The 23795-nt window shown below is 64.2% G+C and carries 20 protein-coding genes and 2 pseudogenes; 11 read left to right on the top strand and 11 right to left on the bottom strand.

Features of this window, described 5'->3' with window-relative positions:
• Window positions 1-12 precede the first annotated feature (12 nt).
• The 3 genes from B840_RS12490 to B840_RS12500 all read right to left on the bottom strand — a co-directional run bounded on the left by B840_RS12490 (window position 13) and on the right by B840_RS12500 (window position 3099).
• Window positions 13-1986, bottom strand: a complete 1974-nt coding sequence (locus B840_RS12490) for a heavy metal translocating P-type ATPase (RefSeq protein ID WP_042622806.1) — start codon at window positions 1984-1986, stop codon at window positions 13-15.
• Between the two features lie 4 nt (window positions 1987-1990).
• The gene (gene cmtR / locus B840_RS12495) at window positions 1991-2350 is read right to left on the bottom strand and encodes a Cd(II)/Pb(II)-sensing metalloregulatory transcriptional regulator CmtR (protein WP_042622807.1); all 360 of its coding nucleotides are present in this window, start codon (window positions 2348-2350) and stop codon (window positions 1991-1993) included.
• 173 nt (window positions 2351-2523) lie between these two features.
• Entirely contained in the window at window positions 2524-3099 is a 576-nt protein-coding gene (locus B840_RS12500) for a copper resistance CopC family protein (protein WP_035120001.1), read from the bottom strand.
• A gap of 299 nt (window positions 3100-3398) precedes the next feature.
• On the opposite strand from B840_RS12500, the gene B840_RS12505 reads away from it, so the two are divergent.
• The 10 genes and pseudogenes from B840_RS12505 to B840_RS13640 form a co-directional block, all read left to right on the top strand.
• Window positions 3399-5465, top strand: coding sequence for a bifunctional copper resistance protein CopD/cytochrome c oxidase assembly protein (locus B840_RS12505; protein WP_084603124.1), 2067 nt, complete (start codon window positions 3399-3401; stop codon window positions 5463-5465).
• Window positions 5466-5803: 338 nt separating this feature from the next.
• Entirely contained in the window at window positions 5804-6568 is a 765-nt protein-coding gene (locus B840_RS12510) for a M23 family metallopeptidase (RefSeq protein ID WP_042622809.1), read from the top strand.
• A gap of 144 nt (window positions 6569-6712) precedes the next feature.
• Window positions 6713-7045 (top strand): ArsR/SmtB family transcription factor, encoded by a 333-nt coding sequence (locus B840_RS12515; RefSeq protein WP_042622810.1) that lies wholly within the window; start codon window positions 6713-6715, stop codon window positions 7043-7045.
• Window positions 7046-7142: 97 nt separating this feature from the next.
• Window positions 7143-7850, top strand: coding sequence for a DsbA family protein (locus B840_RS12520; protein ID WP_042622811.1), 708 nt, complete (start codon window positions 7143-7145; stop codon window positions 7848-7850).
• A gap of 9 nt (window positions 7851-7859) precedes the next feature.
• Window positions 7860-8513: a vitamin K epoxide reductase family protein gene (locus B840_RS12525; RefSeq protein ID WP_042622812.1), complete on the top strand. Its 654-nt coding sequence runs from the start codon at window positions 7860-7862 to the stop codon at window positions 8511-8513.
• A 244-nt stretch (window positions 8514-8757) separates the two neighbouring features.
• Window positions 8758-9466: pseudogene (locus tag B840_RS12530) on the top strand (VIT1/CCC1 transporter family protein).
• Window positions 9467-9836: 370 nt separating this feature from the next.
• Window positions 9837-10247, top strand: a complete 411-nt coding sequence (locus tag B840_RS12535; RefSeq protein WP_042622813.1) for a DUF302 domain-containing protein — start codon at window positions 9837-9839, stop codon at window positions 10245-10247.
• Between the two features lie 125 nt (window positions 10248-10372).
• Window positions 10373-11056 carry a DUF305 domain-containing protein gene (locus tag B840_RS12540; protein WP_042622851.1) on the top strand — a complete coding sequence of 228 codons (684 nt, stop codon included), beginning with the start codon at window positions 10373-10375 and terminating at the stop codon, window positions 11054-11056.
• 343 nt (window positions 11057-11399) lie between these two features.
• A complete protein-coding gene (locus tag B840_RS12545; RefSeq protein WP_042622814.1) occupies window positions 11400-12287 on the top strand; it encodes an IS5 family transposase in 888 nt (295 codons plus the stop codon).
• A 103-nt stretch (window positions 12288-12390) separates the two neighbouring features.
• A pseudogene (locus B840_RS13640) lies at window positions 12391-12474 on the top strand (IS6 family transposase); the annotation flags it as partial.
• A 15-nt stretch (window positions 12475-12489) separates the two neighbouring features.
• Here the strand turns inward: B840_RS13640 and B840_RS12550 are convergent.
• The 3 genes from B840_RS12550 to B840_RS12560 form a co-directional block, all read right to left on the bottom strand.
• On the bottom strand, window positions 12490-12834 hold the full coding sequence (locus B840_RS12550) for a metal-sensitive transcriptional regulator (protein ID WP_084603125.1): 345 nt from the start codon (window positions 12832-12834) through the stop codon (window positions 12490-12492).
• 89 nt (window positions 12835-12923) lie between these two features.
• Window positions 12924-15278: a heavy metal translocating P-type ATPase gene (locus B840_RS12555; protein ID WP_042622815.1), complete on the bottom strand. Its 2355-nt coding sequence runs from the start codon at window positions 15276-15278 to the stop codon at window positions 12924-12926.
• A gap of 193 nt (window positions 15279-15471) precedes the next feature.
• Complete coding sequence (locus tag B840_RS12560; protein WP_042622816.1) at window positions 15472-15681, bottom strand: heavy-metal-associated domain-containing protein; 210 nt, start codon at window positions 15679-15681, stop codon at window positions 15472-15474.
• Window positions 15682-16389: 708 nt separating this feature from the next.
• On the opposite strand from B840_RS12560, the gene B840_RS12565 reads away from it, so the two are divergent.
• Window positions 16390-17136, top strand: a complete 747-nt coding sequence (locus tag B840_RS12565) for a M23 family metallopeptidase (protein WP_042622817.1) — start codon at window positions 16390-16392, stop codon at window positions 17134-17136.
• A gap of 618 nt (window positions 17137-17754) precedes the next feature.
• On the opposite strand, the gene lnt is transcribed toward B840_RS12565, so the two are convergent.
• From lnt to B840_RS12590, 5 genes are all read right to left on the bottom strand, one after another.
• Window positions 17755-19317: an apolipoprotein N-acyltransferase gene (gene lnt, locus B840_RS12570; protein WP_229676668.1), complete on the bottom strand. Its 1563-nt coding sequence runs from the start codon at window positions 19315-19317 to the stop codon at window positions 17755-17757.
• Window positions 19318-19524: 207 nt separating this feature from the next.
• A complete protein-coding gene (gene ccsB / locus B840_RS12575; RefSeq protein WP_042622818.1) occupies window positions 19525-20553 on the bottom strand; it encodes a c-type cytochrome biogenesis protein CcsB in 1029 nt (342 codons plus the stop codon).
• 36 nt (window positions 20554-20589) lie between these two features.
• Window positions 20590-22269 (bottom strand): cytochrome c biogenesis protein ResB, encoded by a 1680-nt coding sequence (gene resB, locus B840_RS12580; protein ID WP_084603126.1) that lies wholly within the window; start codon window positions 22267-22269, stop codon window positions 20590-20592.
• Window positions 22270-22367: 98 nt separating this feature from the next.
• Window positions 22368-23180 (bottom strand): cytochrome c biogenesis CcdA family protein, encoded by an 813-nt coding sequence (locus B840_RS12585; RefSeq protein ID WP_042622819.1) that lies wholly within the window; start codon window positions 23178-23180, stop codon window positions 22368-22370.
• Window positions 23177-23791, bottom strand: a complete 615-nt coding sequence (locus B840_RS12590) for a TlpA family protein disulfide reductase (protein WP_042622820.1) — start codon at window positions 23789-23791, stop codon at window positions 23177-23179. Before B840_RS12590 ends, B840_RS12585 begins: the two co-directional genes overlap by 4 nt.
• Window positions 23792-23795 lie beyond the last annotated feature (4 nt).

Consider the following 23795-nt stretch of genomic DNA (forward strand, 5'->3'; position numbering starts at 1 on the left):
TGGGTGAAAACACTAGTAGACCCGGGTCTTTCCGTGCGCATCCTCATCCGTGGGAACCGTGGCCGTCGCCACCGGGTTGAGGTCAGGATGCTTGGTGCGGGCGGCCCGCAGGCCGTTGGTGATGACGATGACCTCGGCCACCTCGTGGACCAGGACCACCGCCGCCAGTCCCAGCACGCCGGTGATCGCCAGCGGGAGCAAAACGATGATGATCGCCAGGGACAGGACGATGTTCTGGTTGATGATGGCCCGTCCCCGGCGGGCATGGTGCAAGGCACGGGGGATCAGGCGCAGGTCATCGCCGGTAAACGCCACGTCCGCGGACTCGATGGCGGCGTCCGAGCCCCTGGCACCCATGGCGATGCCGATGTCTGCCGAGGCCAGGGCGGGGGCGTCGTTGATGCCGTCGCCGATCATCGCCACCGGACCCCGCTCATGCAGGTCAGCCACGGCCCGGGCCTTGTCCTCCGGGCGCAGCTGCGCACGGACGTCCTGGATGCCGGCCTCGACGGCCAGGGCCTGGGCGGTGCGGGTGTTATCGCCGGTGAGCATGGTGATCCCGAAGCCTTCGGCAGTCAGGGACCTGATGACCTCGGGGGTTTCGGGGCGTAGTTCATCGCGGACCCCGACTATCCCGACGGGTTGGTCGTCGCGGTGGACGATGACCACGGTCATGCCCTGTTCTTCCAGGGACTCCACCTCGGTGGCCAGAGGCCCAGGGGAAAGCCAGCGGGGGCTACCCACGGCAATCCGGGTTCCGGTGATGACTCCGGTAATGCCCTGGCCGGCGGCCTCCGAAACCTGCTGGGCCACCGGAGGGTGGGGTGCGGCGGCGGTGATCGCCGCGGCCAGCGGATGGGTGGAGTGAGCCTCCAGTGCCGCCGCCCAGTCGAGGACCTCGGCCCGGCTGACTCCCCCGGTGGTGAGCACCTCCGTGACGGTGGGTCGGTTGCGGGTCAGGGTGCCGGTCTTGTCCAGGGCCAGATGCCGGATGCCGCCGAGGCGTTCAAAGGCGGCGCCGGATTTGATGACCACACCGAATTTACTGGCCGCCCCGATCGCCGAGACCACCGTGACCGGCACCGAGATCGCCAACGCGCACGGGGAAGCGGCCACCAAGACGACCAGGGCACGCTCGATCCACACACCGGGATCACCGAGCAGGGAACCGATGGCGGCCACGAGGATGGCCAGGATGAGGACCCCGGGCACCAGGGGGCGGGCCAGACGGTCAGCGATCCGGGCCCGTCGGCCCTTGTCGTTCTGGGCCTGCTCCACCAGCTTGACGACGGTGGTCAGGGAGTTGTCCGTGCCGGCGGCGGTGGCCTTGACCTCGAGGGCGCCGGAGGTGTTGATGGATCCGGCCAGCACCGCATCGCCGGGCCCGACTTCGACGGGGATGGATTCACCCGTGATCGCCGAGACATCCAGGCTGCTGTGACCTGAGCGGACCACCCCGTCGGTGGCCAGGCGTTCCCCGGCGGCCAGGCGCAGAATGTCCCCGGGGACGAGGTCTTCGACCTGTACGGTGCGGGCACCCCCGTGAGCAGCGACGATCGTGGCGGTCGAGGGGATGAGTGTCAGCAGGGCGCGCAGGCCCGAACGGGCCTTGTCCATCGCCTTATCCTCCAGCGCCTCGGCGATGGAGTAGAGGAAGGCCAGGGCGGCGGCCTCCTCAATGAATCCCAGCAGGACCGCACCGGTGGCGCTGATGGTCATCAGCAACCCGATACCCAGCTTTCCCCGGGTAAACAGTCCCGTGAGGGCCCCGGGAACGAACTGGGAGGCACCCAGCAGGAGGGAAACCCAGAACAAGGCGGTGGCCACCAGCCCGGCCCCGGGGATAAACCACTCGAGGATCAGGCCGAGGAGCAGGGTCAGTCCGGAAGCCACCGGGATGAGGATGGCGCGGTCACGCCACCACGGGGTGGGCTCCTCATGGTCTCGGGTCGCGGTGGCCGTGGCGGGCGCGCAACAGGCGTCCATTGTTCTACCGCCCCTCTGTAGCGTCGCAGCAACCCTCAACCGGGCAGGACGGGTCCAGGCACGGTGCGCTTTCATCCACGGCCAGGGTGGTCTCCAGCAGAGCGGTCAAGGCCTGAGCCAGGTGGGCATCAGCAATGTCATAGCGGGTGCGCCGCCCCTCTGGCTCGGCGACCACGATCCCGCAGTCCCGCAGGCACGTCAGGTGATTGGAGACGTTTGAGCGCGTCAACCCTAGTTCCCGGGCCAGTTGCGCCGGATAGTTCGGGGCATCGAGCAGGGACAACAGAATCCGGGACCGCGTGGGATCGGCCATGGCACGACCCAGGCGGTTCATCACATCGAGACGGGAAGCAATGGTCAGCATGCGCTGACCATACAGTGGTGAATGACTAATCTGCAAGCATTTCCTGGCGGGGTCGTCCTCGGGTACCTGGCCAGCATCAGGTGGGGGTCCTGAGACATATCCGGAGGCAGGAAGAGGGGCCCGTGGCATGGCACATCTGCACGGGAGGATGTACCGGGTGCCTTTTTCACTCTTTAACGCGCGTCACGACGTCGGACGACCAGGACACCGGCACCGGCGATGGCCCCGAAGACGGCCAGTCCCACGAGGGTCGGGACTATCAGATCGCTCCATCCGGAGGTGTCTTCCTCGGCGGTGTTCTCGGCAGCGGGGGTCTCCTCCACCGGCTCGGCGTCACCCGTGGTGGCAGCGGCCGCGTCGCCGGCGACGGTGAAGGTGGTTGAGCTGCGGGTGGCGTGGCCGTCGGAGGAGAGGATCTGGAAGCCCACGGTGTAGTCGCCTGGTCCACCACTGATATCCGCCGGCAGGTCGAGGGTCACCAGTCGATCCTTGATGGTCGGCTCACCACTGAACAGGAGGTCACCGGAATCCTGATCGGTGATGGCCACGGTGCTGAAACCCTCCTGGGGAAGCCCCGAGAACTCCAGTTCGATGCTGCGCGGGAACTCCTCGACCACCTCACCGTCCGCGGGATTGCCACCGATCACCGAGTCATGCGCGAGGGCAGCCGGGGTGGCTACGACACTCAGGGCACCGACCGCCACTACAGCGGCGATGACACGACGAGGGAGCATGGGAGAGATGATCACGAAAGTCCTCCTGGACTGGGCCGGCTCTTCAACCGGATGTGAGCGACTAAGGCACCTGCTTGCGGGAGGTACTAAGGGACTGGTCGGCACGGGCGGGAGGAAAGTTCCCGGCCATGTCGCGTTCACCGCGTGTTGTTACCCACAATAAGTTTCCCTCCAGCAGGGGGCGAACCGAGGGATGACTACCGGGCCCTGGGCCATTTACGAGAACACCAACAGGCCCCATTAGGGTGAACTTCACGCCAGCTTCCCAGCACACCCCGACAGCGGAGGCGGCATGGACGGCGAAATGGACACAGATGACCCACCCGGTAAGCGATAACACCATCCCCACTGTCACGGAGGCGACGGCGGGGAAGGCTCCCACCACCGGGCGCCGACCCCAGGAACATGTGCGCCCCACCTGGCCGCTGTACCTGCTCTTCCTCGCCGTCGCCGGCGCCATCGGCGGGACAATCGCCTACAGGTTCCTCGGCGAATCCCTCGCCGCGCTTGGCATCCCCGACCCTGGCATCGCCACCACCTTCGGGTTGCCGTTTTTCCGCGCGGTCGGTTGGATGCTCGCTGCCCTGTCGGCCGGTTCTTTCCTGTTCTCCGCTTTCCTCATCTCCCCACGGTTGCCCGGCGGTGATAACGACCGCCTGCACCAGGCCTCGTTGAGTGTGGACGGGCACCTGGCCTCGCGTACCGGTGCAGTCGCGGCCCTCTGCTTTGGGCTTGTTGCGTTATTGATGATCCCGCTGGTGCTCTCGGATGTCTCCGGCACACCCCTGGCCCAGACACTGGGAATGGAAGCCCTGGTGGTGGCCCTCCAACAGGTGGCCATGGCCCAGGTGTGGCTGATCGTGGCCCTTATTGCCCTGGTCACCGGACTTACAGGCATGATGAGCCGGGCGTGGATCACCCAACCCCTGCTCCTGCTTGGGGCGATTCTCATGGTCGTCCCTCTGGGCCTGACGGGACACTCTTCCTCGGGTGGTAACCACGACCACGGCACCAACTCCTACCTGTGGCACCTGATCTTCCTGGTCATCTGGATCGGCGGGCTCATGGCCCTGCTCGCTCACGGACGACGCCTGGGACCTGACCTGAATATCGCACTGCGCCGCTATTCGACGATCGCCCTGGTCTCGATCATCATCATGGCCGTGTCCGGGCTGGTCAACGCTGCCATCCGTATCGAGCTGACCGACCTGTTGACCACCCGCTATGGGCTGATCATCGTCGCCAAGACCATCGGCGTGATCATCCTCGGTGTATTCGGCTGGATCCACCGGGCCTGGGTCATCCCGCAGGTGCAGGCCGATCCCACTGATCACCGCCTGTTCCGCCAGGTCGCCATCGTCGAGATCCTCGTCATGGCCGCGGTCACCGGTATCGCTATCACGATGGGGCGCACCCCGCCGCCGCCACCGCGCATCCCGAACCTCTCACAGATGGCCACCGAGCTCGGCTACGAGCTGTCCGAGAAACCCACCGCCCTCAACGTGTGGGGCATGTGGCGCTTTGACCTGCTCTTTGGCACCCTCGCTCTGCTGCTGGCCGCCGGCTACCTCTACGCGGTGTGGCGCACCCACCAGGCCGGCAGAACCTGGTCGACCACCTCCACCGCCTGGTGGCTGGCCGGATGTGTGACCCTGCTGGCGACGATGAGCTCAGGGATCGGGATGAACATGCCCGCCAGCTTCTCGATGCACATGCTCGGTCACATGATCTTGTCGCTGGTCATCCCCATCTTCCTCGTGCTCGGCGCCCCGCTGACCCTGCTGATGACCGCCTATGACTCCGACCCGGCCGGCCGGCCAGGCATCCATGACTGGGTGTGTGCCTTCACCCGCAGCCGGTTGGTGGCGATGATCACTCATCCGGTGGTCAACACCATGCAGTTCTTATTCTTCTTCTACGTGATGTACCTGCTCATCCCGCTCTATGAGCTGCTGATCTCCGAGCACGCAGGACATCTGATCATGAACACCGTGCTCCTGGTCTCCGGCTGCTTCTACTTCTGGGGGATGTGTGGACCTGATCCTCTTCCGCACCGCCGCCCAGCCGCGGTCCGCCTGGGATGGCTGATCGCTTCCCTGCCGGTCCACCTGCTCTTCGGCGTCTACCTCCTCCAGCTCGACACCATCTTGGGCCAGGCGTTCTACCGCTCACTGCTCCTGCCCTGGGAGCTGGATCTGCTCGCCGACCAGCGCGCCGCCGTCCTGGCCTGGGCCGCAGGTGTCATCCCGCTGGCCTTCGTCGTTTTTCTGCTCAGCCGCCAGGTGCGGGGGAGGGGCGACAGCACCCGGGGTGTCGAGGAGGTGGCCACCCCCGACACCGGAGGAACCGGTACACCCTCCCTGTCCCCGCCCGCCAAGTAGTACCGGTGGGATTTCGCCAGGAGCGGCCGGGACGCCGCCGGTGGCTACAGTCCTGCCCGGATTGCCCCTGGCCGTGCCCGATTTCTAGGTAGGTCAGCTAGGAGCAGGCAAGAGCTCTCCGGGCACATTGGCGTCGTCCTCGCTAATCCCTGACAATCCCCGGCGATCGGGCTGTGAAGAAGGTGGAAGAAGCACAGAGTTCGTCTTCCGGCTGGATTTCTTGGGGAGTGAGACGCTAGTGTTACGTCCGTAAATAACGGAACGGTCACATTCTGGTCTCCACCGTGCATAGCGGTGGGCTGGGGTGCGGGCCAACGGACAACGACGGAAGAAGATTCATGCGACTGACGGCTCAGCGACCGGCCCGAGGGAAACACCGCAAGATCACCACCTCGCAGACCACGGGGCGCGTGGCCCTGGTGGCCGTGGCCGCCGGCGCGGTCTCCACCGCCGGGATCGGTGGGGCTACCGCTGCCACGCTGCAGGCTCAGGATCAGGCCCCGGCATCTTCGGAGGTCGCCGCCGTCGATGTGGAGTTGGCCGCCACTGACACCGCCCTGCCCTTAGATGCGACGCAGGTGGCACCGCAGATCTTGGCGATCTCGGAGTATAAGCCGGTAGCCAACCTCGAGGAGCAGCTGGACAAGGCGGTGGAGTACGCCGCTGAGCGTACCGAAGCCGCCGCTGCTGAGGCTGCCGCCGCGCAGGCCCCGTCCGCCTCTGTGGTCAAGCCCACCGAGGGCACCTTCACCTCCGGTTTCGGTATGCGCTGGGGCAGCCTTCACGCCGGCCTCGACATCGCCAACGTCGTGGGTACCCCGATTCTCGCCGCCATGGGCGGCACCGTCATCGACTCCGGTCCGGCCTCCGGTTTCGGCCAGTGGATCCGCATCCAGCACGACGATGGCTCCATTGCCGTCTACGGCCACATGGAAACCCTCGACGTCAGCGTCGGCGAGCAGGTCACCGCCGGCCAGAAGATCGCCGGTATGGGTAACCGAGGTTTTTCCACCGGGTCCCACCTGCATTTTGAGCTCTACCCCACCGGCAGCGGCGCCGTCGACCCTGCCCCCTGGTTCGCCCAGCACGGCATCACCTTCTAACCCCACCCCACCGGCAAGAAAACCCGGCCCTGACCCTCAGGGCCGCGTCTGTGGCCGGGGTGTCGAACAGCCCCCCGCTGATCGTGGGTTAGTGCGCTGAGTGCCTCGAGGCCTAGTACAGGGGACTGTGTACTGTCTATCGTTATGAGCACGGTGGCCCTGCCTCACATCTCCGCCTTGTCCCGGATGGGCCATGCCCTGTCCGATGACACCCGGACCGGAATTTTGCTGGCCCTTCGCCACGGGCCGGCTCGACCGTCCGAGCTGGCCCGGCAGTTGGATGTCTCCAAGCAGGTGATGTCGAATCAGTTGGCCTGCCTGCGCGGATGCGGACTGGTGGTCTCCACCCCGCAGGGGCGCAACGTCTGGTATTCGCTGGCTGATCCTCGGCTGGGTCACGCCTTGGGCGAGTTGCTTGAGTTGGTGGTCACCATTGATCCGGCCTGCTGCTCGCCGGATGGATGCACCTGTTCATGACCCTCCCAGGTAGAGACTTCGTCGGCAGGTTGCCGGGCGACCCTGGGCCTGCTGCCTTGACACTCCTGATTCCCACGAAAGATAGAACGGAACCCTCGTGAGCACTCCCACCAACCCCACCACCTCCACCCGGCCGTCGGGAAACTGGAGAAAAGCCCAGATCATTGTCTGGGCATTGTTGGCCGTCGTCGTGATCGCCGGGATCGTGGCTTTCCTCCTCGGCCGGGCGGACTCCACTTCTGCGCCCGCCCCCGAAACTGTGGCCAGTGATGCTGGCCTGGTGGTGAGGGACAACAGTCGGGTGCTGTCCCAGGCGCCGAACGAGAAGGCTGTGCTGGTGGAGTTCCTCGACTTCGAGTGCGAGGCCTGCCGGGCGGCGTACCCCTTCGTGGAGGACCTGCGCGCAGAGTATTCCGACAGCGTCACCTTCATCCATCGTTACTTCCCGTTGCCGGGTCACCGCAACTCCCTGCCGGCGGCTGTGGCAGTGGAGGCCGCCGGCCAGCAGGGCCAGTACGAAGCGATGTATCACCGGATGTTCGAGACTCAGTCCGAGTGGGGCGAGTCCTCGGAGGACAACAGCGCGGTCTTCCGCGGCTTCGCCGAGGATCTGGGACTGGACATGGCCGCCTATGACGCCGCTGTCGCCGATCCGGCCACCGAGGAACGGGTCCAGCTCGATGTGGCCGACGGCAAGGCTTTGGGTGTGCCCGGCACCCCGACCTTTTTCCTCGACGGCCAGCTTTTGACTCCGGACTCCCTTGAGCAGTTCCGGGCCGAGGTCGACGCGGCTGCCGCCGACTAACCCGAACCCATGACGCACTCACCCACCGCCGAAGACGAAACTGAGGTTCTCGTGACCGAGACGAACACTGCCACCTCTTTGCCGGCCGTCGCCCGTGACCGTCCTTTCGCCCTCATCCTGTTGATCACCGGTGTGATCGGATGGGTGGCCTCGGGCATCCTGGTGCTCGAACGCCTGGCCCTCTATGAGGACGCTGAGCATGTCACCACCTGTGACATCAACGCGTTGGTTTCCTGTGGAAAGGTGATGGGCACCTGGCAGTCCGAACTGCTCGGCTTCCCCAACCCCCTGATCGGCATCGTCGCTTTCGCCGTGGTCATCACCACGGCGATGGCCATGCTGTCCGGGGCCCGCTTCGCTGACTGGTACTGGGGGGCTCTGCAGGCAGGGGTGACCGTGGGCCTGCTGTTCATCGTGTGGTTGTGGTACCAGGCCCTGTTCGTCATCCATATTCTCTGCCTGTACTGCCTGGTGGTGTGGGCCATGATGGTTCCGCTGTTCATCCTGCTTACCGTGCGCAACCTCGCTCATGGGCTCTTCCCCGCTTCCCCTGCTGTGGTGCGGTTTTCCTCCCAATGGGCGGGCACCCTGATCGCCGTGGTCTACGTCGCCGTCGCAGCCTCGGTGTTTTTCAGTTTCTACTCGGATTTCATCACTCTTTGATCCTGGTGATCGGCCGGTGCTGTTGTCGCAGCTACCCCGGGAGGAAGGGGGTCGTAACCAGCAGACGGAGACAAAATATCTGCCTCTGAGCTGTGGTCAGGTGTGATGCCCTCGGGGAGAAGGTTTCCGATAGTGACCACGGTGGTAGCAGTTTTCGGGATACCAGTCGGTGGGTTGAGGCTTAGGATGATCCTCAGAACGGATCTACCCGCGACGATGGCAATCGGTAAGGAGAATCCACTGGATGTCTGCTCCCACTGGGCACCGTGACGAACCCCATGAGGCGGGTCATCATGCCCGGTTGAACTGGCTGCGTGCCGGTGTTCTCGGCGCCAATGACGGCATAGTCTCCATTGCGGCATTGTTACTGGGCGTTATCGCCACCGGCATGGGGGAGGGGGCGATTTTTCTTGCCGGGATGGCCTCGACCATCGCGGGTGCGGTGTCCATGGCGTTGGGTGAGTACGTGTCGGTCTCTGCTCAGCGGGACACCGAGAAGAAACTTTTGGCCCTGGAGCGCAGGGAACTGGCGGAGCAACCGGAAGAAGAGCGTCAGGAGCTTGTCGGCATCCTCACCGGGTACGGCGGCATCTCGCTAGAGACTGCCGATAGGGCCGCCCGCGAGATTGGCCAGAAGGACCCGTTGGCGGTCCATCTCCAGCTGGAGCTGGGAATGGACAGCGAGGAGCTGACCAGCCCGGTTGCCGCTGCCGTCTCGTCGGCTATCTCCTTTGTGCTCGGGGCTCTCCTGCCGTTGCTGTCGGTGTTCTTTGCCCCGGCGGGGGTCTGCGGTTGTCGTGGTCACCGTGGTCACTCTCGTGGCGTTGGCGTTGACCGGGTTTATCTCCGCTTTCCTCTCCGGCACCTCGCGCATGCGGTCGTGTGCTCGTTTGGTGCTCGGAGGCGCCCTCGAACTGGCCATCACCTATGGCGTCGGCTCGTTGTTTGGTTAAGGCCTCTGATCTGATCCAGGGCGTAGCCGGGGTGCCCTGGGCGAAAAAGACCCCTGATTCGACATTCCTTCGACTCCCGGCCGGCCCCACGGGAGGCGGTGATCGGTCGTACCTGTGCGAGATGGGTAGGTTTCCCGGATGAAGGACCGCGTCTCTCCCTCATTCTCGCCCGTCCCTATACGGGCCGGGGTATAGAAAATGCCCCAGTCTGTATACGATGAAGGCACGCCTCCAGCGTGACCACCCCGGAGGAGTTCACGGGAAAAGAGAGGAAAAGCTCTTCTTCTCCCTTGCCTGATCCACCCGACGCTGTCAGGCTGAAGGCGTCGAGTCATTGCGAAGTCACCGCCACGTTCTAAGGAGTCAGAGCATGTCCTACACCCACACTGTCACCGTGGCACTGTCCTACGAGGACGCCACCGCCCGCACCCGGGAAGCGCTGGCCGAGCAGGGATTTGGCGTGCTCACCGAGGTTGATATCAAGGCCACCTTCCACAAGAAGCTCGGGGCTGCGGCCGCGGAGGCTGTGGGGGACTACGTCATCCTCGGTGCCTGCAACCCCACCCTGGCCAGCAAGGCGCTGGCCGCCGAGCCCGAGCTCGGTGCCCTGCTGCCGTGCAACGTCGTTGTTCGCCGGGGTCCGGGGGATGAGCGGACCACGGTGGAGGCAATCGACCCGCAGACCATGGTGAAACTCAGCGCCAGTGACCAGGTCCGCGAGGTCGCCGACGACGCTGACACCCGACTGCAGGCGGCGTTGGAAGCCATCAGCGGCGCCTAAGCCGGTCTTCACCACCCTGGACCTGGGGCAGGCGTGGTTATGTGGAAGTGGTTGGGCCGGTGAGAAGGCCTAGCTCGATGAATCGTGTAGTCCTCGCCTGATATCTGATCCCGAAAGGCACCATGATGAAGCGCACCATCACATTGTCCACCCTCACCCTGGTCGCCGCCTTGACCCTGGCCGCCTGTGGCCAGGGAGCCGAGACGGGGGACACTGGCACCCTGACCACGAGTACCGAGACGGTCACTCGTTCCACAGAGACCACCACCGGAACGACCACGGCTCAGGCCCCGGGGGAGATTGCGGGCGAGCACAACAACGCGGACGTTATGTTCACCCGCATGATGATCCCTCATCACCAGCAGGCCCTGGAGATGAGCGAGATCCTCCTGGCCAAGGACGACATCCCTGGTGAGGTCGCCGGCTTCGCCGAGAGGGTGGTCGATACCCAAACCGCTGAAATCGACCAGATGAACGCCATGCTCGAGACCTGGGACTGGCAACCGGGCTCCGGCAACATGGGCAACATGGGCTCCGGCAACATGGGCAACATGGGCTCCGGCAACATGGGCGACATGGGCGACATGATGGACCGAGAGGGCATGACCGCACTGGAGAATGCGGAAGGCGCCGAGGCAGTTCGTCTCTACCTCGAGCACATGATCCCCCATCACGAAGGGGCCATCGACATGGCCCGCAATCAAGTCAACAACGGCGACAACCCCCAGGCCATCGCCCTGGCAGAGCAGATGATCACCACTCAGGAAGCCGAAATCACCGAGATGAAGCAGATGCTCCAGAACCTGTAACTGACCTTCGCCAATCCGAGAAATGATCGCCCTGGTCGCCATCAGGGCGATCATTTTTCAGTCTCGGGCAACGGGGCTCTTTAAAGCGCCTCGGCCTAGCTTGTTATGAGTCCAGCCGACCGACTGCCGTCGCAATGGCAGTCGCCCCTGTGAAAGCGGAGATCAGCGAGGAGCGCTGGCCGGTGTGCGGCTCTGGGCTTTGGGACACGAAAACCGACACTAGGGCGCGTCTAGGTCGTGTTACGAAAGTCCGGTGAACACGTCGGCGTGTCCTGAAAAGTAAAGAAGGTTTCCCGCGCACGCTGTTGGTGTCTAATCATCAACCCGCACAAAGAAACCTTCGATGCCTACAGTACCGACCTCTGCCCGCCACGACCTCACCAACGCCGAATGGGACCTGCTGGACCCCCTGCTACCAGCAGCGTCCCCCACCGGCAGGCCCCGCACCTGGGGCTTAAGATCCCTGGTCAACGGCATCTTCTTTCGTATCCGTACCGGCTGCCCGTGGCGGGACGTCCATGAACGCTACGGACCCTGGTGGCGGGTCTATGACTTGTTCGTCCGTCTCCGGGCCGACGGGGTGTGGCAGGACGTGCATACCCGGTTGCTTGCCCAGGCCCAGCACACCGGAAAGCTCTCCTGGGAGGTCAGCGTCGATTCCACGACCAGCCTCGGGCATGTCCACGCCGCAGGTGCGCGCAACGACAGTGCCACCCGGCACTCGGGGGAGCCGGCCCATCATGGCTTCGGCCGCTCCCGTGGCGGGTGGTCGACGAAGATCCACGTCGGGGTCAACGCCGACTGCGGGGTGATGTCGCTGGTGATCACCCCTGGTCAGGCAGGGGATGGGCCGCAGATGGTGCCGGTGCTCGAGAAGATCCGGGTGCCGTCCGCCAGACGTGGCCGGCCGCGGCGTCGTCCCGACCGGGTGCTGGCGGATAAGGCGTATTCCTCACGCGCCAACCGGAAGTATCTCAGGTCACGAGGAATCAAGGCCACGATCTCCCAGCCCAGGGACCAGGTCGCCCACCGTCGACGCAGAGGATCGGCTGGTGGCCGACCCCCTGCTTTCGATACCGTGGCCTACCGGCGTCGCAACGCCGTGGAGCGAGGTATCAACAGGATCAAGCAGCACCGCGGGTGTGCCACGCGTTTCGACAAACTAGCGGTGCACTTCGAGGCGACGGTTCAGCTGGCGGTGATCCGGTACTGGTTGAAACGACTTTCGTAACACGACCTAATGGTGGACCACCAGGTATCGATACCCAGGACGGTGCTGTTGCCAAACTCGGGGTTCTGAGGGAGTGGGCGGGGAATGACCACGGGTATGGGGCATCTTCCCGGGTCGCCATTTCCCTCGGGAGGTCATCTCGTGGTCACTACGCTGGTACTGCCGTTATGGACTCAGCTACCGGGACAGGTTGTTCGTTCGCTCAGGAGCGGGCGAAGCGGGCGATGGCATCGGTGACTTCCTGGAGCTTCGCGTCCGCTGCCTCGTCTCCCAGCTGGATAGCCTCGTACATGCAGTGCTTTATGTGGTCATCGAGCAGACCCAGGGCGACATTGCGCAGGGCGGAGTTGACCGCGGAGACCTGGGTGAGGATATCGATGCAGTACTGCTCTTCGTCGACCATGCGGTGTATGCCCCTGACCTGGCCCTCGATGCGCTTGAGGCGGGCAAGGTAGCGGTCCTTGTCGGTGATGTAGCCGTGGGTGGTGTGGCAGGTGCCTGCCGCTTCGTCAATAGGGACGGTCTGATCAGGGGTGAGGGCATTCATGGTGGTCTCCTTGCTAAAAGGGGGCCGGCCGGTAAGTCATGGGGTCAATAAGCAGTTCGATGAGGATGGCAGGCCTGAGGGAATGTGGATTAGGCATTGACCGGCTGTCGGGGGCTGGCCTCAGTCGTGTGTGGTGCGGGGGATGTGGCACCGTGACTGGACCTGAAACCACGCAGCCGCAGGGAGTTGGACACGACGAACACGGAGGAAAATGCCATCGCAATACCGGCGAGTATGGGGTTGAGCAGGCCGATGGCGGCCACCGGAATCAGGGCAACGTTGTAGGCGAAAGCCCAGAACAGGTTGCCCTTGATGGTGCCGAGTGTGCGACGTGACAGCCGGATCGCGTCGACCGCGGAGCGCAGGTCGCTGTTCATCAGGGTGATGTCCGAGGCCTCGATGGCGACATCGGTGCCTGCCCCCATGGCCAGGCCCAGGTCAGCCTGGGCGAGTGCGGCGGCGTCGTTGATGCCGTCGCCGACCATGGCGACGTTCTTGCCCTGCTTCTGCAGCCTCTCGATGACTCGGACCTTGTCCTCGGGCATGACCTCGGCGATGACGTGGGCCGGGTCGATGCCGACCTCAGCCGCCACGGCTTGCGCGGCCCCGGCGTTGTCACCGGTGAGCAGCATCGGGGTCAGGCCCAGCTCCTTCAGGCCGGCTACCGCAGCGGCGGAGGTCGGCTTGGCGGTGTCACGCACGGTGATCACCCCGGCGTTGCGGCCGTTGATCTGGACGACCACCGGGGTACCACCCAGGGTTTGGGCGTGAGTGAAGGCGTCCTGCAGGAGTCCGGTCAGTTCACCGGCGGGACGTCCCACGGTCACACTGTGGCCTTCCACCGTGCCGGTGACTCCCCGGCCGGCAGTGTTGGCGAAGTCGGTCACCTCGGGCAGGGTTCGGGTGCGCCCGCCTTCCCGGGCGATGGCTTGGGCGATGGGGTGCTCGGAGGCGAATTCGACGGCTGCGGCCTTGGTCAGAACATCGTCACGGTCAAATCCGTCGGCAACGGTGACACCCGTGACGGACATGACTCCGGTGGTCACAGTGCCGGTCTTGTCCATGACAATGGTGTCCACCTTCTTGGTCGACTCCAGTACCTCGGGTCCCTTGATCAGCAGACCCAGCTCGGCGCCACGGCCCGTACCCACCAGCAGCGCGGTCGGGGTGGCCAGGCCCAGGGCGCACGGGCAGGCGATGATCAGCACCGCGACCGCGGCGGTGAAAGCCGTCGCCAGTCCGGCGTCGAGGAGGAAGGTGTGGGTCAACAGCGTGAGGATCGAGATGACGATGACCACGGGCACGAAGACCGCAGAGATCCGGTCGACCAGGCGCTGCACCGGTGCCTTCTTCGCCTGGGCGTCGGTGACTAGCTTGGCCATCTGTGCCAGCGTGGTGTCGGCACCGGTGCGGGTGACCTCCACCAGCAACCGGCCTGAGGTGTTCAGGGTGGCGCCGGTGACCTTGGAACCTGCGGTGACCTCCACCGGCACGGACTCACCGGTGAGCATGGATTCATCCACGGCCGAGGATCCCTCGGTGACACGACCGTCGGTGGCGATCTTCTCGCCCGGGCGGACGACGAAGACATCACCGATCTTGAGCTGGCTCACGGGGACGCGGACCTCCGCACCGTCGCGGAGGACCGCGGCGTCCTTGGCGCCCATGTCGAGTAGTTTGCGCAGCGCCGCGGAGGACTGGCCCTTGGCCTTGGTCTCAAACCAGCGACCCAGCAGCAGGAAGGAGATCACCACTGCCGCGGTCTCCAGATAGATCTCGTCCATGGTGGAGTTCGTCGGCAGCAGGTGAATCTCCATCGTCATGCCAGGATGGCCGGCGTTACCGATGAACAGGGCCCACAACGACCACAGGTAGGCCGCCCCTGTGCCGAGTGTGATGAGCGTATCCATGGTGGTCGCGCCGTGGCGCAGGTTGACCAGGGTGGCCCGGTGGAAGGGGGCACCGCCCCAGAAAAACACCGGGGTGGTCATGGTGAGAACGGCCCACTGCCAGTTGGTGAACTGCAAGGCGGGAATCATGCTCAGCAGGACGATCGGCACCGTGAGCAGCGCGGAGATGATCAGGCGCTTCTTCAGGTCAGCGGCCTCATTCTCGCGGGCGGCGTCGACCTGACTCTGGGCACCGCTGGAACCCGAAGCCCCTGTCGCGGCGTCGTTCGTATTGTCGCCGCCATCGTCCGTCGCGCCAGACATGGTGAAGGCGCCGTAACCGGTGGTCTTAACGGTCTCGATGAGGTTGTCAGGGTTGACCTTCGCCGGGTCATAGCGCACGGAAGCCGATTCGGTAGCGAAGTTGACGGTCGCCTCCACACCGTCAAGCTTGTTGAGTTTGCGTTCCACCCGCGACGAACACGAGGTGCACGTCATGCCGGTCACGCCGAGATCGATCTGGAGCAGGTCGACCGCTGGTTGAGTCTGGGTCATCACTTATCAGTCCTCAGGGAGAGTGCATCGGTAATTGTTGTCCGGCGTGGGCGGCAATCCCCGCCTTCCATAGGCCTAACCTTATACCCCTGGGGGGTATAAGGCAAGGGTGGGTGATGCCGCGAATCTGCAGATAAAAACGGGCCCGACCCCGCTGCGACGCAGTGCGGCGGCCGGGCCCTGGGGGCGGGAATTAAGGCTTGAGGGTGTAACCGGCTTCCTTGATGGCGGCGGCGACATCCTCGTCAGTGAAGTTCTCTCCGGTCACCTCCACGCGGCCGGTGCCGGGGTTCGCTTCCACGGAGTTCACGCCTGCCACCTCGCGGACCTCTTCCTCGACGGAAGACTTGCAGTGTCCGCAGGTCATACCTTTGACCATGTAGTTCTTGGTGACGGTTGCCATGTGAATGTCCTTTCAGGGGGGTGGGGCCGGAGGTGGCGAAGTGGCGTCAGTGCTGGGGCACCCCTTCGACTATCCTCCAACTTATACCCATGGGGGGTATAAATCAAGGAGGTGGGCAATCAGGGCAAGTGCAGGGTCTGGGTGCACTCGAAACACGCTGTGATGCCTTCCGGTCAGTGTCTCCTTGTCGCTCGGGCTCAGGTCTTTCGGGTGGTGTCCGGCATGGTGCGTGCGTGATGGGTCATGCTGTGCTCCCTATCTCGCGTCGATCCGGAAAAGCCGGTCGAGCCAGCTTGACCACACTCTCGACCCTAGGGGCCTCCCGGCGGGACTCGGGGGTTGAACCATGAAGATTTCATGAAGAAATCCATTCTCCATCCCGCGGCTGTGGCGCTGGAGGGGCGGCCCCAATACCTGCCCCTACTTCCCTGGGGATGGGCCCGCCCTCTGCGGGCTGTGACCAGCCATTTCCGAGTGTCACCTGGGGTTGTCTCCGGGTGCGGAAGCCCGGTCGCCAGGCTCGTGCACGTGTCGCGGGGAGTGGAAACTCGTGCCCGCTGAGGGTCAGGGCCCGCGTGTTTTCCCTGGGGAATGCGCGGACAGAGGGGTTGTCGGGGTGGGGCATCTGCAATTGAAGCGCTATTGTCATCTCGGAACGATAACGCCATGATCACAATCCCGCATAGGGAAACGACGGAAGAAGATTCAATGCGACTGACGGCTCAGCGGGCTCCCCGAGGAAAACATCGCAAGATCACCACCTCGCAGACCAAGGGGCGCGTGGCACTGGTGGCCGTGGCCGCCAGCGCGGTCTCCTCGGCTGGGATCGGTGGGGCTACTGCCGCCACGCTGCAGGCCCAGGATGAGTCCCCGGCGTCTTCGGAGGTCACCACCGTCGATGTAGAGCTGGCCGCCAATGACGCCGCCTTGTCCTTCGATGCGACGCAGGTGGCACCGCAGATCTTGGCGATCCCGGAGTATAAGCCGGTAGCCAACGTCGACGAGCAGTTGGACAAGGCGGTGGAATACGCCGTCGAACGTACCGAGGCTGACCGTGCCGCCCGTGCGCCCTCCGTGGTCAAGCCGGCCGAGGGCATCTTCACCTCGGATTTCGGTATGCGCTGGGGCAGCCTCCACCAAGGTATTGATATCGCTAACGCGGTGGGCACCCCCATTCTCGCAGCCATGGGAGGCACCGTCATTGATTCCGGTCCGGCCTCCGGTTTCGGCCAGTGGATCCGCATCCAGCACGACGATGGCTCCATTGCTGTCTACGGCCATATGGAAACCCTCGATGTCAGCGTCGGTGAGCAGGTCACCGCCGGCCAGAAGATCGCCGGTATGGGTAACCGAGGATTTTCCACCGGGTCCCACCTGCATTTTGAGCTCTACCCCACCGGCAGCGGTGCCGTCGACCCGACCCCCTGGTTCGCTGAGCACGGCATCACCTTCTAACCTCCTCACCCCGGGAACACCGTCCTTAGTCCCCAGCCCACCCCGTGGTCTGGGTGATAGACATGGTCCAGGTCATCGTCGACTGCGTGCCGGTCTCCCTGCTCGCCCTGGGAGAGTCGCGGGGACTGTTGATCCTGACGCTCGCACTGCGTAAGGCCCAGGGGGAATTTTCGGGTTGATCCCCGGGCATAGCGCTGGCCGTTGACGTCACAGCTCCAGAAAGCCGCTCACCGATACCAGGCACGATCGATGCGTGCACCGCCTTAGCTGCTGCCGGTGACGAGACAGTGATGGGTGTGGTCATGACCACCACCAGCTTCCGGCTTCTGCCCCTGTGACCGGTGGTATCCCCGCGGAGGTGCTAGCGCCGGTCCCTCTTCTGAACCTGTCGCAACAGCACGCTACCACTCGCTCGATAGAGCAACGCGAGGCAATGTCCTCGGGGTGTACTCAGTTTTTCTCCGGCCTCCAGTGGAGGCGTTTGGCAGTACCGGGCTTTGTCCCCCTTGCCGGGGCAATGATCTTGTTCCCGAGACTATCATTGCCGGGTTGTTTCATGGCCGCTGTCCGGGCTCCACAGCTTCTCCAGGGACGTCAGACCGGTCCCTCAAGCCGCCATCATGCGCGCTCGTCAGACGCAGCCAGGGCGAGCATCCCGTCGACGTAGGAAGGTGGTGACGGAATCTGCCTTGAGGAGATACCTCCCTGACCCCGTCTTCCCCTCAGCCAGCTGACGAGATCAGAAACCAGCGGCCACGCAAGAGCCAATAACGCGAGAATCAACATGGGTGTATCCCCCATTCGCGCGTACGGCGTCAAGCCAGTATGAAGTGGAACGGTTGCCGTCAGTAGTTCGCTTGTGCTCAAGTCACTGAGTTGTGACACTGTTCCGTTGGGCTGGATGATGGCCGAGTACCCGGTGGGGGCAGCCTGGAGAACTGTGCGGCCAAACTCGCTGGCACGCATCCGGGACGCGGCCACTTCAATGGCGGGTACTTCCTCGGTCATAAATGATGCGGCGTTAGTCGGGGCGAGCAGCAGCTGCCCCCCATTGCGGACGGCGTCGGCAACCCGGTCGGCGAAGAATACCTCATAAGAAATGACGATCCCCAGTCGTGGTGCCCCGCTGGGATCGAGCACCGCCGGGCCCTCGCCGATAACGGCGTCGCGGGGGATGAACCGGGCGTCGTCACTGAGTCGTTCAATCAGGTTGCGCATGGGGAGATACTCGCCGAATGGCACACGGTGGTGCTTCTCATAGCGTCCCGATCGGGTGCCGTCTGGTCCCCATAATATGGATGCGTTCCGGAAATGCTCGCCGTCGGACTCGGTAATACCGACCACGACGTTCGTGTCGAGCTGGCGGGCCAGCTCGGCAAAAGATGCATCAACGACTGTCCCATCGACCGTCTCGTCGACATTGGCGACGTTTTCGGGCATCAGAACCAGATCAGGGGTCCCGGTGATGTCTGCGGCAGTCTGAAGATGTCGGCGGGTGGTATCAAACGGATCGGTATGGACCGCGCGAAGCCCGCGGGGGCCACCACCCTGCACGAGGACGACCTCCAGGGTGTCTTCTACCGCATCATCGACAATCACTGGCGCGAACCCTGGGACAGCGAGGAGCACGACAATTGCGAGCACGGATAGGCCACGGGCCCGTTTCCGCTCGAGAATGACAGCGGCAACTACGGCCCCGGCAACTGCGGCCAGTGCGGTCGTCAGGAGAGTCCCCCCCAGGGGTGCTGCAGCCATAAACGGGCCGTCGGCCTGGCTGTATCCGAAAGCAGGCAGCGGAAAACCACCGAACGGAAACCGGTGTTGTACCGCTTCCAGTATCACCAGGGCAGCAGGGGTGAGCAGCCACCAGACAGGCCAGCGGCCGCGAAAAGCTGGCTCGCTAGAAGATACCGCGGCAACCAGCATTAACAACAGCGTCTGGATGGCAACAACCGCAACGTATCCGGCAGTATTAAAGTCGGTGAGCCAACGTAGAACAAGAGCGTAGTGGACCACCCCGCTCAGCCCACCGAGCCACAGCCGGTTGCGGAGGGGTTGACCTGCCAGCGCCAGCATGAACACCGTCACACCTACCGGGAACAGCACCCACCAACCCCGTGGGGGCAGCGCCAGCCACCACGCGACCGCGGCCCCCACCATGAGCGCGGAGTGACCGGCCAATCTACGCCCGTTAGCACCAGCTATCTCCTGGGGAAGCCGCGACACCCTCGTGCCCGCTGCAATACCAGTCCTCACCGAAGAGCACGATCTTTTTCGGAGCGCTGATGAGCCGTGAACACAGGAACAATCCTTCGAGCCATCCACCGCAACTTTCCGTGCTTTTCCGCGTCTCTGAGGGTGTCCACCCGACTGCTGAGGAAGCCAGATTTAGTTCAGGCCGGCGTAGGAATGCAGACCAGAGACCACCAGGTTGATGAAAAACAGGTTGAAGATCATCGTGGCCAGGGCCAGGATATTGATCCACGCGGCCTTATGGTCCCGCCATCCGGCCGTGGCACGCGCATGCAGGTAGGCGGCGTAGAGCACCCAGGAGATAAAGGAGGCGGTCTCCTTCGGATCCCACCCCCAGAACCGGCCCCAGGCGGCTTCCGCCCAGATAGCACCCAAAACGATGCCCAGACCCAGCACGGGCAACGTGATGATGGCGGATTTGTAGGCCAACCCGTCGAGCTTCTTCGCACTCGGCAGCGGTTTGGCCACAGCCCCAAAGAAGCCGCGCTCCGCGCCCTTGGGCTGCCAGATGCGCAGCAGGTAGAGCAGGGAGGCAATACCCGACACGATGCCGATCGCCGCACCCACGGACACAGTGGAGACATGGATGGGCAGCCAGTAGGACTGCAGGGCAGGCACCACCGGGGCGGAGTCGGCGTAGAGGCTGGTGCCGGCGAAAAACAGCATGACGAGGACGGGGACCAGCAGCCACGGCCACACGCTGCGCCACTCGCGGCGCTGAATGGTTATGGCTGCGGTCAGGACCGCCAGCACACAGATCATGGAGATGTACTCGTACATGTTTCCCAGCGGGAAACGATCCGTGGCTAAGCCGCGCAGCACCACCGACACCAGGTGGACCACTGCACCCAACCAGACCACTGTCTGGGTCATGCCACCGAATTTATCGGCCGACGCCTCCCGGGCAGCACATTGCTCATCGGTGAGCACAGGATCATCGGCGACGTCCCCGGTGGAGCGGTCACTGAGGTCAGCAGTGCCGCTACCGGCACCTACAGCGACATATTCGGGGTGGGCGATGACTTCGCGTGCCCGACGGGCATCGATGACCCCCTGCATCTTCACGTAGTGCACAAGGGAGAGCACCAGGGCGAGCAGGTAGATCACGAACGCGGTCTGGAAGGCGGTGTCGGAGAAGGTGGCCAAAGTCTGATTGACAGGCATGAAGGGATGAAGTCCTTAAACTCAAAAGGGCGGGTATTACTGACTGGCGCTGGTGACCAGAACGGGGATGTTCTCCTCGGCCTCCTCATCAATGTCGTCTGGATCAGGCAGGCCGAGCAGTGCACGGTGGAGCTTGTCGAACTCCCCACCCCAGCCGGCGCTATCGGTGCGGGCCAGGCCACCCATCTCCACAACTGTGGAGCTCCCGTCGGCGGAAGGTTGCAGCCGTATCCAGATCCGTCGGCGTTTGATGACCAGTGAGCCGATCAGGGAGGCGAGCATGATCACGGTGGTCGCCAGCACCCAGGGTTGGAACGGGTCGTGGCTGATCTGGAAGTTGGCGAATTCACTGGCCCCGTCGAAGGTGACGGTCGTCCCGTCATCCAGGGTCACCTCCTCGCCCTGCAGGAGGTTGACCCGTTCGATCTTCTGCAACTGTCCGGTGGCGATCAGGGTGGGGTCGAGTTCGAAGATCGACTGGGAGCGTCCGGTATCCAGACCCGCATCACCGCGGTAGATGTCCATGGCCACCGCCGGGTCGCGCATTGCCGGAAAGGCGGATGTCAACAGCAGGCCGTTGTCCCCGCCCCACTCGGCGGTGGGGGCAAAGAGGCCTTCCAGGGCGATCTGGTTCTGGCGACGGTCATAAATGTCGGGGTACATGCCGGCCGGCGGGTCAAACCGCATGGCCCCAGAGGACAGGAAGAAGGTCGGATCCTCCGGGGCGAACTGCAGGGTCTGCGTGCGTGATTCCCCGTTGGGCCAGGTGACGGTGAAGGTCGGGGCAAAGCCGTGGCCCATGAGGTAGATGCGGTCGCCTGCCACCCGCAGGGGGTGGTTGACCTGCAGCTGGTAGTCGGTCCACTCCTCCTTGGGCTTGAGGATGTCCTCGCCGATGGCATAGGAGATATTGGAGGTGAACATCTCCGCCTGTCCGTTGGTCAGGTAGTCAGCGGTGAAGTCATGCGCATCGAAGCAAAACGTGGTCAGCCCTGTGCCGTCGAAAGTCGGACCGGCCCGGAAGGAGTCGAAGTTGGCGGTGGAGGTGTTGCAGAACTCGGTGCTCTGCTCGATCGGTGGGGTCTCGTAGTTGCCGGATTCGGTGACGATGATGACCATGCCCTCGTAGTAGACCATCCGGCCGGCAGCGATGGTGACGAGCATGCCCACCAGGGACAGGTGGAAGATCAGGTTGGCCAGCTCGCGGGTGTGCCCGCGCTCCGCCGACAGGGAAAACACCCCGGCCCGGTCCTTGTCCGGGGTGTATTCAGCGACTTTCCACCGCTTGAGCAGACCTCGGGCATCGTCGGTGAGCTGGTCCATCGGCTTGTCGACGGTGCCCGTGGCGTGCAGCGGCAGGCGCTCCAGTCGCTTCGGTGCGCGCGTCGGTGGGGTTTTCATCGCCTTATAGTGCTCCCAGGACCTCGGCAGGATGCAGCCGATCAGGGAGATGGTCAACAGCATGAAGATGGCGTTGAACCAGGTGGATTCGAAGACGTCGAATAATTGTAGGTGGTCGTAGATCTCGGCGAGTCGGCCGTTGTCGGCAATGTAGTCGGCGACGTTGCCGGCGTTGAGGCTGCGTTGGGGCAAGACGGTACCGGGGATCGCGGCGATCGCCAGGACGAACAGCAGCACCAGGGCGGTGCGCATGCTGGTCAGCCAGTGCCAGGCTTTCTTCGGATACGTCCATAGGGTGCGCATCAGGGTGATCATGGTGTTCCTCTTCCAGTCCGCGGCCCACACCAGGTGGTGGTGGCTGCGGGGTGGGGATGTCAGTCGTGGTGGGGCGGTGGGGGTGAGCCGGCCAGGTGCTAGATCAAGGTGGCGCCGTATTCGACGGTCCATTGGCGCACGAAGTTGATGAAGTACGCCCACGCCCCGCTGGCCAGGGCAATGCCCACCAGGACCATGAGCACCCCGCCGAATATCTGGATTTTCCGGGAATGGCGACGCAGCCAACCAAACGTGCGCATGGCCCGGGCCGAGCCAAACGCCATGAGAAGAAACGGCAGACCCAGGCCCAGGCAGTAACCGATGATGAGGATGACCCCGCGCACAGCGGTCATGCCCTCGGTGCCGGCGGACACGGAGATGATCGCCGCCAATGTGGGCCCCAGACAGGGGGTCCACCCCAGGGCGAAGACCCCGCCCAGCAGCGGGGCGCCTAACCAGGTGGACCACCTCTTCGGGGCCATCCGGGTGTCGCGTTGCAGGGCGGGCACCATCCCCATGAACGCCAGGCCCATGAGAATGGTGATCACCCCGCCGATGCGCATGAGAATCTCGGCGTTGAGGGTGAGCATGCTGATCGCCCCGAAGACAGTGACGGTAGCCAGCACAAAGACGATCGTGAAGCCGAGGATGAACAACCCGGCCGCACCCGCTACCGCCCACTGGCGTTTGGTGACCACCGTGCCCCCCTCGGCGTCGTAGTCGACCTCCCCGCCGACCACACTGGCCAGATACGACATATACCCGGGTACCAGGGGTACGACGCACGGGGAGGCGAACGAGATCAGACCTGCAGCTGCCGCAGCCAGGATGCCGATCATCAGTGGCCCGGTGGCCGCGGCGTCGGCGAACTGCTGGCCGATCGCCAACTGCGCCATCACATCAACGGTCATGATGCTGGTGCCTCCTCGGCCAGCGGCAGGGCGACATCAAGGATGTCATCGGCGGTGACCTCCCTCAGGAACACCGCGGCCGGGCGGTGGCTTCGGTCCAGGACAATGGTGGTCGGGATGACCGAGGTCGGCACCCCACCCAGGGCCGCAGCGATACGAAACGGCGGGTCGTAGATCGAGGGATAGGTCACCGCGTTGTCGAGTTTGAAGTCCTGGGCGATGGTCTGGTTGTAGTCGCGGACGTTGATGCCCAGCACCGTGCCACCGAGGGGGTCGAGAGTCTCCTGGACAAGCTGCAGGTCATCGACTTCCGCCCGACACGGTGCACACCACTGGCCCCAAGCGTTGAGGACGACGACCTCGCCTTCAAAATCAGACAGGCTGATCTCCTCACCCTCCTCCATCAGCGACGGGCCGGAGAAGTCCGGCAGCGGGGCACGTTCCTCCTCTGCGTAGATAATCTCGGTTTGGCCTCCTGGTGAGTGGAACTGGAAGGTGCCCCCGACGGCGACGGCGTTTCGGGCGCCGTCGCCTGAGGAACAGGCCACCAGGGTCACGGCGGTGAGCACCGCGGCAACCGCGATGGCGGCCCTGCGGGGTGTGCGCGACATGGAT

Source organism: Corynebacterium marinum DSM 44953, from assembly GCF_000835165.1.
Taxonomy (GTDB): Bacteria; Actinomycetota; Actinomycetes; order Mycobacteriales; family Mycobacteriaceae; genus Corynebacterium; species Corynebacterium marinum.

Bases quoted from the DNA above. Each gene is read 5' to 3' on its own strand.
- B840_RS12555 (WP_042622815.1), bottom strand. From the start codon at position 15,278: ATGACCCAGACTCAACCAGCGGTCGACCTGCTCCAGATCGATCTCGGC.
- B840_RS12545 (WP_042622814.1), top strand. From the start codon at position 11,400: ATGCCTACAGTACCGACCTCTGCCCGCCACGACCTCACCAACGCCGAA.
- B840_RS12535 (WP_042622813.1), top strand. From the start codon at position 9,837: ATGTCCTACACCCACACTGTCACCGTGGCACTGTCCTACGAGGACGCC.
- cmtR (WP_042622807.1), bottom strand. From the start codon at position 2,350: ATGCTGACCATTGCTTCCCGTCTCGATGTGATGAACCGCCTGGGTCGT.
- B840_RS12565 (WP_042622817.1), top strand. From the start codon at position 16,390: ATGCGACTGACGGCTCAGCGGGCTCCCCGAGGAAAACATCGCAAGATC.
- B840_RS12540 (WP_042622851.1), top strand. From the start codon at position 10,373: ATGAAGCGCACCATCACATTGTCCACCCTCACCCTGGTCGCCGCCTTG.
- B840_RS12505 (WP_084603124.1), top strand. From the start codon at position 3,399: ATGACCCACCCGGTAAGCGATAACACCATCCCCACTGTCACGGAGGCG.
- B840_RS12525 (WP_042622812.1), top strand. From the start codon at position 7,860: ATGACGCACTCACCCACCGCCGAAGACGAAACTGAGGTTCTCGTGACC.
- B840_RS12550 (WP_084603125.1), bottom strand. From the start codon at position 12,834: ATGAATGCCCTCACCCCTGATCAGACCGTCCCTATTGACGAAGCGGCA.
- B840_RS12560 (WP_042622816.1), bottom strand. From the start codon at position 15,681: ATGGCAACCGTCACCAAGAACTACATGGTCAAAGGTATGACCTGCGGA.
- B840_RS12490 (WP_042622806.1), bottom strand. From the start codon at position 1,986: ATGGACGCCTGTTGCGCGCCCGCCACGGCCACCGCGACCCGAGACCAT.
- B840_RS12590 (WP_042622820.1), bottom strand. From the start codon at position 23,791: ATGTCGCGCACACCCCGCAGGGCCGCCATCGCGGTTGCCGCGGTGCTC.
- B840_RS12510 (WP_042622809.1), top strand. From the start codon at position 5,804: ATGCGACTGACGGCTCAGCGACCGGCCCGAGGGAAACACCGCAAGATC.
- resB (WP_084603126.1), bottom strand. From the start codon at position 22,269: ATGATCACCCTGATGCGCACCCTATGGACGTATCCGAAGAAAGCCTGG.
- B840_RS12515 (WP_042622810.1), top strand. From the start codon at position 6,713: ATGAGCACGGTGGCCCTGCCTCACATCTCCGCCTTGTCCCGGATGGGC.
- B840_RS12585 (WP_042622819.1), bottom strand. From the start codon at position 23,180: ATGACCGTTGATGTGATGGCGCAGTTGGCGATCGGCCAGCAGTTCGCC.
- ccsB (WP_042622818.1), bottom strand. From the start codon at position 20,553: ATGCCTGTCAATCAGACTTTGGCCACCTTCTCCGACACCGCCTTCCAG.